The following is a 16,933-nucleotide window of genomic DNA, read 5'->3' as shown; positions in this document are numbered from 1 at the left end:
CTAAAGTGTCATCACGAAAGATAGCCCATGCCCTTACACTATGGGTTTGCGCCGATAGAATAACAAACCCGGCACCGCAAGGCCAACCGCTAAGCCCGCGATAATAAACATCGCTTTTAAAAAATTATCCATCAGTATCGCCAGCAGCTCTGGCGTAAAACCAAGATGGTTAATTTCAACCATTGCAATCATCGCTTTAAAGGCAAAAACCCCGGGAACCATTGGGATCAAAGCCGCTACCGTAAACACTTTAGGGTGAGCTAAAAATTTACGCGACCAACGCACGCCAATCATTCCAACGATAGTTGCAGCAAAAAAAGTCGCCCACTCAATGGGAATTCCAAATTGCATCATTAAGTAACGTGAGCCATGACCAATCGCACCACCTAACGCACAATATTTTAGGGCTGGTACAGGAACATTAAACACCAAAGCAAAACCAACGGCTGGGATTGCAGCAAAAAACATATCATTGGCTAAACCGAGTAATAAATTCATCCAATCCATCGCTACCACCCCCATACACCCGTCATGCTCATCGCCGCAACGATGCCCAAACTCGTTGCCAACGTCAGCAAACTTGCCATCACAAAACGGGCAATACCCATATTGATATAACCTTTAAGCATATCCGCGACCGCATTAATTAAAGGAAAACCGGGGACTAACATCAGTACAGAAGAAGCCATCACAATGGTTGGTTTATTGCCTAGTTGGTAGATGATAGCTTGCGCTGAAATGATCGAAGTAACAAATGAGGTCACCGTAAAGTTGACGAGCGGATTAAATTGGCGATGCCCAATCTCTTGGCGCACAATCATACCCGCCGCAGAAGCAATGAACGTCATCGTAAACACCGTCCAATCTCCGCCAGCTAAACGAGCAAATGCAGCACAAGAAAGACCAATCATCACCACAACCAACCAACGGTTGTAGCGTTCAGGGCTGATCTGATTGAGTTTTTTCTGCGCAAGGGAATAATCTAAAATCCCTTTTTCCATCATGATGCAGATGCGCTGGACTTGCGTCACTACCCGCATATTGATCCCACGATCAGGACAACGGCGCGCAGTCGTAATGCAATGGCCATCGTAAACCGTGGTTAGCACAAGTGAACTCGCCGAGAGCGATACTTCCACTTCACTCATGCCACACGCCGCTCCCATGCGACGCATAATATCGCCCACCAGTGTACTTTCCGCGCCATGAGCCAACAACATTTGCCCAGCCTGGGCGATCAATCGAGAAACAAGCCTCTGTTTGGATGTCATGATTCCTTTCCGAACGTCCTAAAAGCCCAATAGTGTGCCCGAAATTGGGTGCTTTAAATATGATTTAGCTATAAAAAAGCCGCAATAATTATTGCGGCTCAATCAATTCAGGAAAATTAATCACGAACATAGATAACGTGGCCGTCATCTTCTTCGTCGTCCCAATCATCCCAGTCATCACCATCTTCAGTGATCACATTTTGGCTGTTCATCTCATCTTTATGGTAATCATCCCACATGAAATCGACTTTCTGAGCTTCACTGAGCTCTTCCTGCTCACGAGGTAGCGTTTCCATATAGTCAGCCAACTCACGGCACAAATCCGCCGTACCTTGTTGGTTTACTGCCGAAATTTTGAAGTATCGCCCTTCCCAAGCCAGCGCATCTAAGATCTCTTGGATCTTTTCATCGGCTTCTTCTTCAAGCATCAGATCAACTTTGTTGAACACCAACCAACAAGGTTTTTGTGACACTTTTTCACTGTATTGCTCTAGCTCATCAAAGATGGTCAGCGCATTTTGCGCAGGATCACTTTGATCAATAGGAAGAATGTCGATCATATGCAGCAACACTCGGCAACGTTCTAAGTGCTTTAAGAAGCGAATACCTAAACCAGCACCATCGGCCGCGCCTTCAATCAAGCCCGGAATATCAGCGATCACGAAACTTTTCTCAGGAACCACACTCACGACACCCAAACTTGGGATCAGCGTAGTGAAGGGGTAATCAGCGACTTTTGGCTTCGCTGCTGAAACAGAACGAATAAAGGTTGATTTACCCGCATTCGGCAAGCCAAGCATACCCACGTCAGCTAACAGTAAAAGCTCAAGGCGCAATTCGCGCACCTCACCTTTTTTACCCATGGTTTTTTGGCGTGGTGCACGGTTAACGGATGACTTAAAGCGAGCATTACCTAAACCATGCCAGCCACCTTTAGCGACCATCACTTTTTTGCCATGCTCTGCAACTTCACCTACAACTTCATTGGTGTGAATGTCAACCGCTCGAGTCCCAACAGGCACCTTCAAAGTAATGTCTTTACCGCGCTTACCTGTACAGTTAGCACCGCCACCATTTTGGCCGCGCTCAGCAGCGTAAAAGCGTTGGAATCGGTAATCAACCAAGGTATTTAAGTTTTCATCGGCTTGGATATAAACATCGCCGCCATCGCCGCCATCGCCGCCATCAGGGCCGCCTTTCGTCACGAATTTTTCACGCCAAAAGCTCACGACACCGTTACCGCCATCACCCGCTTCGACTTTAATTATCGCTTCATCAACGAATTTCATTTGTTACTCCACGCTCTTTGCGTTGCGATATCATTGTCACACAATGATATAAATTCTAGCAGATACACATTCAGGATCGACCGTGATCATCCTTCGTTTTATCCACAATTGGAACACATAAGGAGAAACTCTAGTGATTAGAGTGTCTTCTTTTCTGTTCGGCTGATAAATAAAAAACCCCACCGTAACGGCAGGGCTTTTGAGTTCAGTTAGGTATAAATTTATTCAGCGTCGATGCTAACAAATTTACGGTTTTTAGGACCTTTAACTTCAAATTTCACTTTACCTTCAGTAAGAGCGAAAAGAGTATGGTCTTTACCGATACCAACGTTAGTGCCTGCGTGGAACTTAGTACCACGTTGACGAACGATGATGTTACCTGCAAGAACAGATTCACCACCGAAACGCTTAACACCAAGACGTTTGCTTTCTGAATCGCGGCCGTTACGAGTAGAACCGCCAGCTTTTTTGTGTGCCATTGTTAAACTCTCCTAAATTACTTAAGCGTTGATGCCAGTGATTTTCACTTCAGTGAACCACTGACGGTGGCCTTGTTGTTTACGAGAGTGTTTACGACGACGGAACTTAACGATTTTAACTTTATCGCCACGACCGTGTTGTACTACTTCAGCAGTAATTTTACCGCCTTCAACAAGAGGTGCCCCAACAGTGATTTGCTCACCGTTAGCAACTAGTAGAACTTTATCAAATTCAACAGTTGCACCAGTTTCAACGTCTAATTTCTCTAAACGAAGAGTTTGACCTTCGCTTACACGGTGTTGTTTACCACCAGATTGGAAAACAGCGTACATATTTTACTCCGCTCTTTCCGCACAGCCGTATGCTTTTTATTTGAGCAATTTGGGTGTGCGCTAAACTAATCATCAATAGGGCGCAGATTCTACGCGAATGAGTACCCCAAGACAAGCCATATTTTGAAAAAATTGGCGAAAAGCTAATCGCCAATGAAAAGTGGCGCAATCATGCCTTTAAGCCTTGTATTAATCAACGTTTTTTAGTGTATTATTCGAGAATTATAGAAGAACACAACACCTTATAGGTTCTAACTTCAGCCGGATTAACCATGGATTTTAAAGCTATCCAAACGCTTACTGCCGATGACATGGCAAAAGTGAATGAAACGATTCAAGCTCAGCTCAACTCTGATGTATCTTTAATCAATCAATTAGGATTCTACATCGTCAGCGGAGGTGGGAAACGCCTGCGTCCTTTGCTGGCTATTTTGTCGGCTCGAGCCCTTGGTTATCAAGGTGAAGCGCACACGACTGCCGCTGCATTTATTGAATTCCTCCACACGGCAACCTTGTTGCATGACGACGTTGTCGATGAATCGGATATGCGCCGTGGCAAGGCAACAGCGAACGCGGCATTTGGCAATGCAGCGAGCGTGTTAGTGGGGGATTTCATCTACACGCGTTCCTTCCAAATGATGACTACACTAGGATCGTTAAGGATCCTTGAGCTGATGAGCGATGCGGTGAACGTTATCGCTGAAGGCGAAGTGCAACAATTGATGAACTGTAATGATCCAAACACTACCGAGGAAAATTACCTACAGGTGATCTACTCGAAAACGGCGCGTTTGTTTGAAGCAGCGACCCAGATTGGTGCGATATTAAGTAACGCTTCTCCTGAAATTGAAACGGCACTACAGAGCTATGGTAAGTACCTTGGCACAGCTTTCCAGCTCATTGATGACGTGATGGATTACACCTCTGATGGCAGTGAAATGGGCAAAAATGTGGGCGATGATTTAGCGGAAGGCAAACCAACACTTCCTCTATTGTACGCAATGCAGCATGGTACACCCGAACAAAAAGAGATGATCCGTGAGGCCATCGAAAAAGCCAATGGCATGGAACAGCTGGATGCAATTCTAGCGGCAATGAAGCAGACAGGCTCGCTTGAATACACAACCAACAAAGCGCTCGGAGAAGCCGATAAAGCGATCAATGAGCTGTCTATCCTGCCAGAAAGTGAATATAAACAAGCACTGATAGCTCTAGCTCATATGGCTGTGAATAGGACAAAGTAGAACAGCAGCTAGCTTGGACGAAGAATCGACCTTTGCCTAGAAATGCACCGCTACAAAAAGAGCCTCAATTGAGGCTCTTTTTGATTCTAAGCGTTATTTAAAACCCGCCTTGCCAAATCATGCCAAATGCAAAAACAGCCACGATCGTTAAAGCACAAGCTCCTAACTTTTCTTTGCCTTGAAAAGGATGAATGCCCTGCTCTCGTTTTGCTTTCATGTAGAAATAGAGCCCAGGTAAGTAGAGTAGCGCGGAGAGCATCAAATAGTGCAAACCAGAGGCATACAAAAGCCAAATCCCATAAATGGTGGCACAAGAACCTATCACCAGAAGTTTACCTTTATTCTTCTGTTCAATCGCGATCTTTAACGTAAAGGCACCGATCAAAAAATAGGGAACAAGGATCATTTCTGAAGCGAAGATCAGCAGCGTATCGTAGGTACTGCCTGCGTACATCACCAGAATCAGTGAGACCTGAATGCAAATATTGGTTAGAGTTAACGCTTTTACTGGGCTCCCCGCTTCGTTTTGCTGGGCGTAGATGGCAGGAAACATCTTATCTCTAGCACATAAAAATGGCGCTTCGGAGGCCAGTACCGTCCAGCTAAGAAAAGCACCACACACCGAAATAATTAATCCAACACCTATGATGTACTCACCCCAAGGACCAAGAATAGTCGTCAGCACTTTGGCCATTGAAGGGTTCTGATATTGCGCCAATTCAACCGGTTTAATCACGCCCATCGACAATAAGGTGACCAATACATAAATGGTCAACGCTGTAAGCAAACCGAGAATAGTCGCTTTACCGATATCAGCACGGTGGCGAGCGCGGCTCGACACAACAACCGCTCCCTCTATTCCGATGAACACCCATACCGTGATCAACATGGTGCTTTTTATTTGATCCAGCAGATCATGGCCAACACCGAAGTGTAAGCCTGTAAAATCCAATGTGAATTTGTCCCAAGAAAAAGCAAAAGCGGCACAAATGATGAACAACACGAGAGGGATCATTTTAGCAAAGGTGGTAATCAGATTAATGAATGCGGCCGTTTGTACTCCTTTTTTGACCAACGCATGCACCAACCAAAGTAATACCGATGCACTCCCAATGGAAAGCCACGTATTACCCGCCCCAAACATCACGTTATCTGGTGTATCAAACAACATGCCTAAGGTACTAAAAACAATTACCAGATAAGAGACATTAGCCACCATGGCGCTAAACCAGTAACCCCATGCGGAACAAAAACCCGCAAAGTCACCAAATCCTTCTCGAGCAAAACCAAATACGCCACTATTAATATGAGGTTTATGAATGGCAAGTTGTTGAAAAGAGAGCGCAAGAAAGATCATACCAACGCCGGTGATCCCCCAACCGATCATTACCGCCAAAGGGCTGGCGACTGAGGCCATGTTTTGTGGCAGGCTAAAAACACCAGCGCCAATCATTGAACCAATGACCAGTGCTGTCAGTGAGCCCAAACCAAGCTTATTATCCATGGGAACTATCCAGTGAGTGTTTACACATTAGAGGAAGGCGCTATTTTAGAGAACATATTTACCAGACATCAATCCCTATGTGATCGCGGTCACTGAGATAGTGAGTCAATAGTCAAATTCATTGCTAGGGATCAAAAAGTTTGTAAGTTCACGACGAAAATAATGCACTGCTCAGTAAAAAAAACCGCATATTACACAGTTCAAAGCATCATCATACAAAAATGTTGGTAAAAACCATAAAAAATGCCGCTTGGATGAGCAAGCGGCATTTTTGTATAAGATAAGGTTATTCTTTATTTGGCGAAATCAACACCTAGCTGAATATCACCTTTCAGTGTTGTCAGCATTCCATCTAACGCGGCTTGTTCATAGGCACTCAATGCACCATAGCTCAACACTTCTTCGACACCCTCTTTACCGAGTTTAATCGGTTGTGCAAAGAATGAAGCATGCTCACTACCACCGTCAACGTAGGCACATTCCACAACACCTGGTTCACCTTGCAGTGCTTTGACTAATGATAAGCCAAAACGGCAAGCCGCTTGACCCATTGACAGTGTTGCACTGCCGCCACCCGCCTTCGCTTCCACCACTTCGGTGCCTGCGTTTTGAATGCGCTTAGTTAGGGCTTCCACTTCTTCGGCCGTGAACTCAACCCCTTCAATTTGCGAAAGCAAAGGAAGGATAGTGACGCCTGAGTGGCCACCAATCACAGGCACAATAATCTCGCTAGGGTTTTTATCTTTTAGCGCCGCGACAAACGTTTCTGAGCGGATCACATCCAACGTTGTCACACCAAATAGCTTACGCTTGTCGTAAACGCCTGCTTTTTTCAAGACTTCCGCTGCAATAGGTACTGTTGTATTAACAGGGTTGGTGATAATGCCCACACAGGCTTTTGGACAGACAACCGCAATCTTTTCAGCCAATGCTTTCACAATGCCAGCGTTAACATTAAACAGATCTGCGCGATCCATACCCGGCTTACGAGCGACACCAGCAGAAACAAGGACTACATCCGCACCTTCAAGCGCAGGTGTTGGATCTTCGCCAGCATAGCCTTTGATCGATACGGGAGTAGGAATGTGGCTTAGATCGGCAGCAACGCCCGGAGTCACCGGTGCGATGTCATACAGCGCCAGATCGGAACCAGCAGGAAGATGGTTTTTAAGTAGAAGTGCTAGGGCTTGACCGATGCCACCAGCGGCACCAATAACAGCTACTTTCATCGTAGTTCTCCTTGAGAATAAATCTCTTATAAATGTTTTTGTGTAGGGTATTTTTAAGCTAGAAAACTATAGCAATCACAATATGATTACAATCAATTAACGCTAGCTTTGCGACCTCGCGCAATTCGCTAAAATCGTGCTACAGCACCGATGGCAATTATGACCTTGTTTATCTTTACCGACAAAGAGTTAAGTTGCCATTCGACCAAAGTTTTACATAAAAGTTTACAGTGACCTTTTAGACACTTTTGGACGATAATTTGGCGATGACTGCATAGCTATGCGAGAATATGCAGCAATAAATGGCTAATCGAAGACGATAACTATGCGCAACAATAATGATAAGCAAGATAATCTGGTTCGTGCTTTTAAAAATCTATTAAAAGAAGAACGTTTTGGATCTCAAGGTGACATTGTCGATGCCCTGCGTAATGAAGGGTTTGATAATATCAACCAATCCAAAGTATCTCGCATGCTGACTAAATTTGGCGCGGTACGCACTCGCAACGCAAAAATGGAGATGGTCTACTGTCTTCCTGCTGAACTCGGTGTACCAACCGTATCAAGTTCACTGCGTGAATTAGTGCTAGATATAGATCACAATGCCGCGCTGGTAGTGATTCATACCGGACCAGGAGCGGCGCAGCTTATTGCTCGGTTACTTGATTCTCTGGGCAAATCAGAAGGCATCTTGGGTGTGGTGGCCGGTGACGATACCATTTTTATCACACCGACACTGAACGTAACGACAAAGCAGCTGTTTGATTCAGTCTGTGATCTGTTTGATTACACAGGGTAATTTGTCACTAAACGCATTTCATCTCACTCTCTAGTAGAATCACACTGAGTCAAGTCGGCGTGATTCTCTTCACATCTTCAGCAATAAGTTGTCACAGCAGAAAGAGGAATAACTCCTTGATAGGCAAGCTATTGCCATATTTTGGCTCTGACAATGACGCTTATTGATAGCCAATTTCGCTACATTTTTTAACATTCCTGTAATTATGTGTCGATTTTTTGGTATTATTTAGCCACTTTTTCAACATACGGATTGAAAAAGATGCCGTTTCTAGATGAGGAAACTCCCCCGATACCCAAACAACTTGAAGTTGCGGGTAGACGGCAAGTGAGTCAGTCGTCATAAGCATGGATAATTCTGTGATTGGGGTGAACGAACGTAGCCAACACCACAGCAACTTCAGGTGGGAAGGGTGTAACAACAATTATCTATGGGGTTAATAATGAATAAGGAAGGAAAATTCATGGCATTGAATAAATTGATTAAAGTTGGAATTATTGCAGCAGCGGTCATGGGTACAGGTACGTTAAGCGCACAAGAGTTCATTACGATTGGTACAGGATCCGTCACTGGTGTTTACTACCCGACAGGTGGTGCTATTTGTAAGCTGGTTAATAAAGGGCGTAAAGATCACAACATTCGCTGCTCAGTAGAATCAACAGGCGGATCGATCTACAACGTGAACACGATTCGTGCAGGTGAACTCGATTTCGGTATTGTTCAATCTGACTGGCAGTACCATGGTTATAACGGTACCAGTGAATTTGCCGAGCAAGGCCCGAATAAAAAACTGCGCGCAGTATTTTCCCTTCATACCGAACCTTTTAATATCATTGCCCGCGCCGATTCAGGCATTGAAAACGTGGCTGACTTGAAAGGTAAACGTGTCAACATTGGTAACCCAGGTTCTGGTGACAGGGCAACCATGGCTGTTGTGATGGATGCATTTGGTTGGACCAATGACAGCTTCAAACTGGCTTCTGAGCTCAAAGGCTCTGAGCGCTCTCAAGCATTGTGCGACAATAAAATAGATGCCTTTATTTATATGGTTGGCCATCCAAATGGTTCAATCAAAGAAGCAACAACCTCATGCGATGCAAAACTCGTCTCTGCTACTGGCCCTGAAATTGAAAAAATTGTTGCCAATAACCCTTACTACGCTTACAGCACGATTCCTGCTGGCATGTACCGTGGAACAGATAAAGATGTAACCAGTTTTGGTGTGGCTGCGACCTTGGTATCAAGCACTGATGTGTCTGATGAAGTCGCATACAATTTGGTCAAAGCGGTATTTGAAGATTTTGATACCTTTAAACGTCTTCACCCTGCCTTTGCTAACTTGAAAAAAGAAGACATGGTGAAGGCGGGGATCTCCATTCCTCTTCATCCTGGCGCAGAAAAATATTACAAAGAAATCGGTCTGCTAAAATAATTTCGCATCGCGAAAACCAACAATAGCGATACCGAATCAAAGGAGGCTGAACGTCTCCTTTGATTGCCCTTTCAGTCACGAGCGATATGCCCTTTATCCCTTTGCGTTATGGTCAGCGATGATGGCCTGTCCTCTTACGTTCACAACGACTCTCTGGGCACATTTGGGTTTTAAATGATTTAACAACCCACCTTTTGTTCTGTTCCGCAATAGCCCACTTCTCATTAGCAGTGAATTGACCCTGTGACCAACCGAGACGTAGGCAGCCAATAATAAGGATAACGTACATGACGAAGACACTTACTCCGTCAACCGATGTGCAGGAAATGGTAGCGCAATCTGATACCGGCGCAAGAAACCCTCACGGCTTGCCGGGGCGCATTTTGTGGTTTGTCCCACTATGTTGGTCACTATTCCAACTTTGGTATGCTTCACCGCTGCCCTTTATTTTTAACTTTGCCATCTTAAACGATACGCAAGCACGAGCCATTCACCTCACATTCGCTGTCTTTCTCGCCTTTACTGCCTACCCTGCGTTAAAGAACTCACCACGCGATCGCATTCCATTGATTGATTGGATTTTGGCATTGGCGGGCAGTTTCTCTGCTGCTTACATCTATTTATTTTACAATGAGTTGGCTGGTCGCTCTGGTGCGCCAACCTTGATTGATATAGCGGTCTCCGTCACAGGAATGGTGCTATTACTTGAAGCAACACGTCGAGCGTTAGGGCCACCGCTAATGTTGGTCGCAGCACTCTTTTTGCTCTACACCTTTGGTGGCCCCTACATGCCGGATGTGATCGCTCATAAAGGAGCGAGCCTAAACAAAGCGATGTCTCATTTATGGCTGACCACTGAAGGGGTTTTTGGGGTGGCTCTTGGGGTTTCCACCTCTTTTGTGTTCTTGTTTGTTCTATTTGGCGCAATGCTTGAACGAGCTGGCGCAGGTTCCTATTTTATCAAAGTAGCCTTTTCACTGCTGGGCCACATGCGAGGCGGTCCCGCGAAAGCAGCGGTTGTAGCCTCAGGCTTATCGGGGCTAGTGTCTGGCTCATCGATTGCAAACGTAGTTACCACCGGTACTTTTACCATTCCCTTGATGAAACGTGTCGGCTTTCCCGGAACAAAGGCGGGTGCTGTTGAAGTAGCCGCTTCCACCAATGGCCAATTAACCCCGCCTATCATGGGTGCTGCCGCATTTTTAATGGTGGAATATGTCGGTATTTCCTATGTTGAAGTGATCCGTGCGGCGCTACTGCCAGCGCTTATCTCTTATATTGCCTTAATTTATATTGTCCATTTGGAAGCCTGCAAAGCAGGAATGAAAGGCCTACCTCGCCGTCATACACCGACATGGGTGCAAAGCTTACTTTCATTTACGGGTACTATTTTAGGGCTTTGCGTTCTCAGCGCTGTTGTTTACTACGGCATTGGTTGGACCAAAGAGGTGTTTGGTGACGCCGCTACTCCAATTGTTACGGTCGCGCTTTTACTGACTTATGTCGCTCTGATTAAAATTTCGTCTCGCTACGCCTCAGAAAATGCAATGGATATGGATATCCAAGAAGTACCCGACCCTGGGCCGACGGTAAAATCAGGGCTTCATTACCTGCTACCTATTGTGGTGCTAGTATGGTGTTTGACGGTTGAGCGCTTCTCGCCCGGATTATCCGCCTTTTGGGCCACGATATTTATGGTCTTCATTTTGATCACTCAGCGACCAATCATGTCGTTACTCAATAAGAGCAACGATTTGAACACGCAAGTGAAGGCTGGGTTTGTTGATCTTGCCGAAAGCTTGGTTTCAGGCGCGCGGAATATGATTGGCATTGGTGTGGCAACCGCCGCCGCAGGAACCGTCGTTGGTGTCGTCACCTTGACTGGCATTGGCTTAGTGATGACCGATTTTGTTGAGTTTATCTCCGGTGGCAGCGTCATACTGATGCTGATTTTTACCGCCGTGATCAGCCTCATTCTTGGTATGGGCTTACCGACCACCGCCAACTACATCGTCGTATCAACCTTAATGGCTCCCGTCATTGTGACACTGGGAGCCGCTCATGGTCTTATCATCCCATTGATTGCCGTACACTTATTTGTGTTCTATTTCGGCATTTTGGCAGATGACACCCCACCAGTTGGCTTGGCGGCATTTGCCGCAGCTGCTATCGCTAAATCAGACCCTATTCGTACAGGTATTCAAGGGTTTGCTTACGATATTCGTACCGCCATTTTGCCCTTTATGTTCGTATTCAACACTCAACTACTGCTAATGGGAATTGATACATGGTGGCACTTAGCGTTAACCATTTTCTCGGCCATTACCGCAATGCTGCTGTTTTCTGCTGCGACTCAAGGTTGGTGGCTCACTCGCAATAAGTGGTGGGAAACCGTCTTGTTGTTGGTGCTGACGTTCTCGTTCTTCCGACCCGGTTTTTGGTGGGACATGATTTATCCTGCGAGCGAGCTGCACCCAGGCACAGAGATAGCGCAAATTGTAGAAAACCTCGATGTGGGTCAATCGATAGAGCTTATCGTCGCTGGTGAAACCATTGAAGGTGATTACTTATCAAAAACAGTACTACTCCCTTTTGATGATCAAGCGTCAACGGCAGAACAGCGTATTCAATCAATGGGGCTAACCCTGAAAGAAACCAGTAATCGTATGCTGGTGGATATGATTGAGTTTGGCAGTCCAGCTGAAGCTGCAGGCATAGATTTTGATTGGGAAATCCGCTCAGTTGTGTTGGAAAGCCAGCGGCCAATGAAAGAGTGGGTTTTCTTACCTGCATTATTATTAGTGCTGACGCTAGCTTGGAATCAAAAACGCCGTATGAGAACACAAGAAATACGCGCTTAATCAATATGCCTAGCACGAGCTAGGCATATACTTTACGGAAACAAGGTGCTCTAAAGCACCCTATCGTAGATGAGATAATCCATAATGTATAAACACATCCTTGTTCCAGTGGACCTTAATGAAAAAGGCTTTTCTGACAAAGCCGTTGAACTTGCTGTTTGGCACGCGACACATTCCAATGCTGAAATTCATCTTTTAAATGTATTACCTGGTATCCACATGTCGATGGTCGCCACATACTTCCCGAAAGATGCCGCGGCGAAAATGAAAGAAGATGTCAAGCAACAGCTAAAACAGTTTGCTGATCAACATATCGCTGACGAAATAATCTACAAACTGCATGTAGCGGAAGGTAAAGCCTACACCACCATTTTAGATTACGCAGAAAAGCTCGGAGCTGATTTGATTATCATGCCAAGCCATAAACGATCGAAGATCGATAAAGTGATGCTGGGATCGGTGGCCAGTAAAGTAGTGCAAAACTCGCCAATCAATGTACTGGTTGTCAAGCCGCAAGGATAGAAACCCTGCATCGTCATAAAAAAGCGCATGAGGCGCTTTTTTTTATGCCAACGATAAGCGCCTCAGTTAGGAATTGGCTATCAAACTAATAGGCTCAATTATCTTTACTTGTTGAGAATAATTATCAATAATGTTTGCATCAACCCGATAACCGTTTAGGTGAACATTATGAAAAAAACGCTTAGCTTTGCCGCGATCCATTTCAGTATTGCGTTTACCGTCGTTTATCTACTTACGGGCGACATTATTCTTGGTAGTCTGATTGCCATGCTTGAGCCGATGGTCAATACCGTTGCTTTTTACTTTCACGAAAAAGTATGGGCGCACTACCCCCCACTGCGCAGCTACTCACAATCGGCCAAAATTAAAACAGGTAGCTTTGCTGTAGTGCACTTCAGTGTTGCATTTAGCGTGGCATATATCATGACCGGAAGTTTTGTCATCGGTGGTGTTTTAGCCATGATCGAACCGAGCATTAATACGTGTGCTTACTACTTCTACGAGAAGTTTTGGCAAAAGAGGCATCCGCAAGAATGGTCACCAATGAAATGCTCTCATTAACTGTACGTTGATCAGATAGGAAAATGGGTAACACAGAGATCTTCGCTTAACGCGATATGGAAGGATTGCTGCTGACCATCAAGTTGCACCGATAAGGTATACAAATCATTCGGGTTAAGCTGTGTAAGATCTGCGTACTTCGGCGCTTCCACTTGAAATAAAGCACTGGCATGCTGATGACGTACATCAATAGGTAACTGATAGCTCATACCATTAAATTTCACCACCGCGGAAACTAATCCTGGTGCGTAGGTTTGATAATGTAAGTGAACCAAAAACTCACAGCCACCACCATAGTGCCAGATTTGCTCAGTGGTAACATGCTCTAAACGAACATGACGAATGCATTGCAGATAAGGCTCTTGCCAAATACCCATTCGCTCATCGTATTTCTTCACCGAGTGGTGTCCCAATGGGCATAATTGCGGTAAATCTTGATCCTCCAGCAACCACTCTTCTTCTTGCTCAACAAACAAAATTTCGAATCGATTGCGGCCGAGTTGCAGCAAAGGCCGAATGTCTTTTTTATACACCGCTTGACTGCCATCACAATCAAATAGTGCCACACCGTTTAAACGTATTTCCGCATAAAAATCGATCCCCTCAAGCACAAGATCAATTGCAGCAAAACCAAGCATCACTTCATCCACCTCAACATCATGCATCAAATGCCACTCTTGCTCGGCAATTTGTGCTTCTGTCATATCGTGAGGTAATACTTGGCTAAGAGGCGCAGGAAAACAAAGATCATCTTGCGGGATCGATAAATCAGTCAACGATGAAAGCTGCCAAAAGCCAGCAAGAGAAATTCGCATAATAAACTTGAGCTAGATCAATGTTGAGCGATTATATACAAAATAAATAAAGATGTGCTGACAAAAATAATGATTCGTCACTAAAGTACTCTGTTAGCTTTGCATAGCGAAAAAAATACCAGCCAAAGGGCTGGTATCTCACATTAAGGTAAATAACGCCTAATCACTCTTGGTCGTCTTCATCTTCTTCATCTTCTTCATCGTCGTATAGAGCATCTTCGCCTTCGTAGTAAGTGCCCCAGCCGTCGTAAATAATGTCATATTTTTCAGCAAGTTGAATAAGCTTCTCTGCCTGTTCATCGATCGCTTCGGCCTTCAGTACCGATTGCATAGTCGCGTCACAGCACAATAGCTTATTGCCGTCTTCATCTTCTGTTTCTTCTGCTTCAAGCACTTCAAAGCCCATTTTAAAGGCTTCAACAACCGCTTTTTCTAGCGTGTCAAAATCTTCAGCAAATAGGTGGTGCTCTATCTCATATAACGCATCTGGATCACTGCCATCTTCGAGCAGGGCTTGAATGATGTCGCGAGTATCTTCTTTTTGAATTTCGATTAACTCTTCAACGGATACGTAGTCATCTTGCTGAGGTTGAGACATAAGGTGCTCCAGATTTGGCTAAATGTAGACTATACTCCATCAACTTGGCGTTGCAGATAGGCGGCAATTAAGTTCATTCCCATGAACATAGATAAACTATGTGACTGGGGTGAGCAAACGTAGCCAGCACCGCTGCAACTTCACGTCGGAAGGGTATAAATGAATTTCGACGAAATATGGCATGGTTCGCCTAAAATTGCCACCAACAACGTACCGCGATCTTTATCTTTCTAAAGGATCACTGCTCAATCAAGTACAGATTAAATAAAAAACACTTTAATTTAACAATTTATTTTCATTTTGCTAATTCAGTAGATTATCTGCCTGATGATTTGCTCTTTCACCACATTAAACTGCCTGTTTATCAAACATTCATGCATAGCAAAAAAGGTTACTTTGGCTAAACCTGCCCATATTATGCACTTTTTATGTAAATAACCGCATAGAAAATCACTTATTCTTCATGCTTAATTCAACTTCCTCTGAGCCCAAAACGCATAACAAAGCACTTTGTCGTGATTAGGTTTATTTAGCTAGTTTTGGAGTTATTTTTTAATAAGCGCACACTTTAAAGCATATACAACTATAACTTAACAAAATAACAGCTAATACCACCGCTAAGTAGACTTGCATCGTTCGCTTAAGCTTGTCATAAAGAACATGATAAATAAGAGTAGGGATACAAAATGAATAAGCTGTACGTTGGATCTGAAGTTGGGCAACTGCGCCGAGTATTACTCAATCGGCCAGAGCGAGCCTTAACTCATCTCACACCGTCGAACTGTCATGAACTGTTATTTGATGATGTGCTTGCCGTAGAAGATGCAGGAAAAGAGCATGATGCCTTTGCCAACACTTTGAAGGACCAAGATGTTGAAGTGCTGTTGCTGCATGATCTCTTAGTCGAAACCTTAGCCGTTGCCGATGCCAAAGCGTGGTTGCTCGATACACAAATTTCTGATTTTCGCTATGGTCCCACTTTGGCGCGCGATCTGCGCTGCTATTTAGCTGACATGGATAACGAACACCTCGCCACTCTGCTACTCGGTGGTCTTGCTTATTCCGAACTGCCCATCCACTCCTCTTCGATGCTACCTAAAATGCATCGTCCGTTAGATTTTGTGATTGAACCGTTGCCCAACCATCTCTTTACCCGCGATACCTCTTGTTGGGTGTATGGCGGCGTATCACTTAATCCGATGATGAAACCAGCACGCCAACGTGAAACCAACCATTTACGCGCCATTTATCGTTGGCATCCTGTATTTGCAGGAGAGAGTTTTATCAAGTATTTCGGTGATGAAGATCTGCACTACGATAATGCCAATATTGAAGGGGGCGACGTACTGGTGATCGGTAAAGGTGCGGTGTTGATTGGTATTTCCGAACGCACGACGGTGCAAGGGGTAGAAAATTTTGCTGCGAGTTTATTTAAACATGGGCAGGCCAAAGAGGTGATTGCCGTTAACCTGCCTAAACACCGCTCCTGTATGCATTTAGATACGGTGATGACACATATGGATGTCGACACCTTTTCTGTTTACCCCGAAATTATGCGTCATGATTTAGAAACATGGCGTTTAACGCCGAAAGGCGATGGCGGGATGAACGTCGATTCAATGCCAAGTTACGTTAATGCGATTGAACGCGCGTTAGGTTTGGACAAACTCAAAATCATCACCACTGGTGGTGATAGCTATGAGGCTGAGCGCGAGCAATGGAATGACGCCAACAACGTGCTAACGGTTAAACCCGGAGTTGTGATTGGCTACGAGCGCAATGTCTACACTAACGAGAAATACGATAAGGCGGGCATCAAAGTATTAACCATCCCCGGCAATGAACTCGGCCGAGGCCGAGGCGGCGCGCGCTGCATGAGCTGCCCGATCGAGCGAGATGATATTTAACCTTTTCAATTCAACGCAGTGAATAAAAGAGATAAAAAAGCGGCGCATCAAAACGCCGCTTTTTATTTGCTTACGCTGCGCGATACAAA

The 16,933-nt window shown here is 44.9% G+C and carries 16 protein-coding genes; 7 read left to right on the top strand and 9 right to left on the bottom strand.

Translation table 11 applies throughout. The features are described from left to right. Positions 1 to 33 precede the first annotated feature (33 nt). The 5 genes from NB504_RS08050 to rplU form a co-directional block, all read right to left on the bottom strand. On the bottom strand, positions 34 to 522 hold the full coding sequence (locus tag NB504_RS08050; RefSeq protein ID WP_013857839.1) for a threonine/serine exporter family protein: 489 nt from the start codon (positions 520 to 522) through the stop codon (positions 34 to 36). Continuing rightward, positions 510 to 1,271, bottom strand: a complete 762-nt coding sequence (locus NB504_RS08045) for a threonine/serine exporter ThrE family protein (RefSeq protein WP_258428616.1) — start codon at positions 1,269 to 1,271, stop codon at positions 510 to 512. Before NB504_RS08045 ends, NB504_RS08050 begins: the two co-directional genes overlap by 13 nt. Positions 1,272 to 1,387: 116 nt before the next feature. Then, positions 1,388 to 2,560, bottom strand: a complete 1,173-nt coding sequence (cgtA, locus tag NB504_RS08040) for an Obg family GTPase CgtA (RefSeq protein WP_010320622.1) — start codon at positions 2,558 to 2,560, stop codon at positions 1,388 to 1,390. A 221-nt stretch (positions 2,561 to 2,781) separates the two neighbouring features. Continuing rightward, complete coding sequence (gene rpmA, locus NB504_RS08035) at positions 2,782 to 3,039, bottom strand: 50S ribosomal protein L27 (protein WP_010320621.1); 258 nt, start codon at positions 3,037 to 3,039, stop codon at positions 2,782 to 2,784. A 21-nt stretch (positions 3,040 to 3,060) separates the two neighbouring features. Next, positions 3,061 to 3,372, bottom strand: a complete 312-nt coding sequence (gene rplU, locus NB504_RS08030; protein ID WP_010320620.1) for a 50S ribosomal protein L21 — start codon at positions 3,370 to 3,372, stop codon at positions 3,061 to 3,063. A 272-nt stretch (positions 3,373 to 3,644) separates the two neighbouring features. On the opposite strand from rplU, the gene ispB reads away from it, so the two are divergent. Then, positions 3,645 to 4,616, top strand: a complete 972-nt coding sequence (gene ispB, locus NB504_RS08025; protein WP_258428615.1) for an octaprenyl diphosphate synthase — start codon at positions 3,645 to 3,647, stop codon at positions 4,614 to 4,616. Between the two features lie 97 nt (positions 4,617 to 4,713). Here the strand turns inward: ispB and NB504_RS08020 are convergent, their stop codons facing one another. Together NB504_RS08020 and mdh are read right to left on the bottom strand one after the other, a co-directional pair. Further along, entirely contained in the window at positions 4,714 to 6,120 is a 1,407-nt protein-coding gene (locus NB504_RS08020) for a basic amino acid/polyamine antiporter (protein ID WP_013857842.1), read from the bottom strand. 293 nt (positions 6,121 to 6,413) lie between these two features. Further along, positions 6,414 to 7,349 (bottom strand): malate dehydrogenase, encoded by a 936-nt coding sequence (mdh, locus tag NB504_RS08015; protein ID WP_017043806.1) that lies wholly within the window; start codon positions 7,347 to 7,349, stop codon positions 6,414 to 6,416. A gap of 325 nt (positions 7,350 to 7,674) precedes the next feature. Here mdh and argR point away from each other — a divergent pair, with 325 nt between their 5' ends. The 5 genes from argR (at position 7,675) to NB504_RS07990 (ending at position 13,524) form a co-directional block, all read left to right on the top strand. Further along, a complete protein-coding gene (argR, locus tag NB504_RS08010; protein WP_258428614.1) occupies positions 7,675 to 8,148 on the top strand; it encodes a transcriptional regulator ArgR in 474 nt (157 codons plus the stop codon). A gap of 463 nt (positions 8,149 to 8,611) precedes the next feature. Then, positions 8,612 to 9,580 (top strand): TAXI family TRAP transporter solute-binding subunit, encoded by a 969-nt coding sequence (locus NB504_RS08005; RefSeq protein WP_026027829.1) that lies wholly within the window; start codon positions 8,612 to 8,614, stop codon positions 9,578 to 9,580. 287 nt (positions 9,581 to 9,867) lie between these two features. Next, positions 9,868 to 12,441 (top strand): TRAP transporter permease, encoded by a 2,574-nt coding sequence (locus NB504_RS08000; protein ID WP_258428613.1) that lies wholly within the window; start codon positions 9,868 to 9,870, stop codon positions 12,439 to 12,441. Between the two features lie 84 nt (positions 12,442 to 12,525). Continuing rightward, positions 12,526 to 12,963 (top strand): universal stress protein, encoded by a 438-nt coding sequence (locus NB504_RS07995; protein ID WP_013857847.1) that lies wholly within the window; start codon positions 12,526 to 12,528, stop codon positions 12,961 to 12,963. A gap of 168 nt (positions 12,964 to 13,131) precedes the next feature. Beyond that, positions 13,132 to 13,524: a DUF2061 domain-containing protein gene (locus NB504_RS07990; RefSeq protein WP_258428612.1), complete on the top strand. Its 393-nt coding sequence runs from the start codon at positions 13,132 to 13,134 to the stop codon at positions 13,522 to 13,524. A gap of 11 nt (positions 13,525 to 13,535) precedes the next feature. On the opposite strand, the gene NB504_RS07985 is transcribed toward NB504_RS07990, so the two are convergent. Together NB504_RS07985 and rraB are read right to left on the bottom strand one after the other, a co-directional pair. Beyond that, positions 13,536 to 14,339: a glycosyl hydrolase 2 galactose-binding domain-containing protein gene (locus NB504_RS07985; protein ID WP_258428611.1), complete on the bottom strand. Its 804-nt coding sequence runs from the start codon at positions 14,337 to 14,339 to the stop codon at positions 13,536 to 13,538. 163 nt (positions 14,340 to 14,502) lie between these two features. Further along, a complete protein-coding gene (rraB, locus tag NB504_RS07980; protein WP_199867796.1) occupies positions 14,503 to 14,937 on the bottom strand; it encodes a ribonuclease E inhibitor RraB in 435 nt (144 codons plus the stop codon). 686 nt (positions 14,938 to 15,623) lie between these two features. On the opposite strand from rraB, the gene arcA reads away from it, so the two are divergent. Beyond that, positions 15,624 to 16,844 carry an arginine deiminase gene (arcA, locus tag NB504_RS07975; protein ID WP_170901019.1) on the top strand — a complete coding sequence of 407 codons (1,221 nt, stop codon included), beginning with the start codon at positions 15,624 to 15,626 and terminating at the stop codon, positions 16,842 to 16,844. The last annotated feature ends 89 nt before the right edge of the window (positions 16,845 to 16,933 follow it).

The organism is Vibrio sp. RM-69-4 (genome assembly GCF_024743775.1).
Taxonomy (GTDB): domain Bacteria; phylum Pseudomonadota; class Gammaproteobacteria; order Enterobacterales; family Vibrionaceae; genus Vibrio; species Vibrio anguillarum.
Note: the sequence above shows the minus strand (reverse complement) of the source record. Positions and strands in the feature narration are given on the sequence as shown.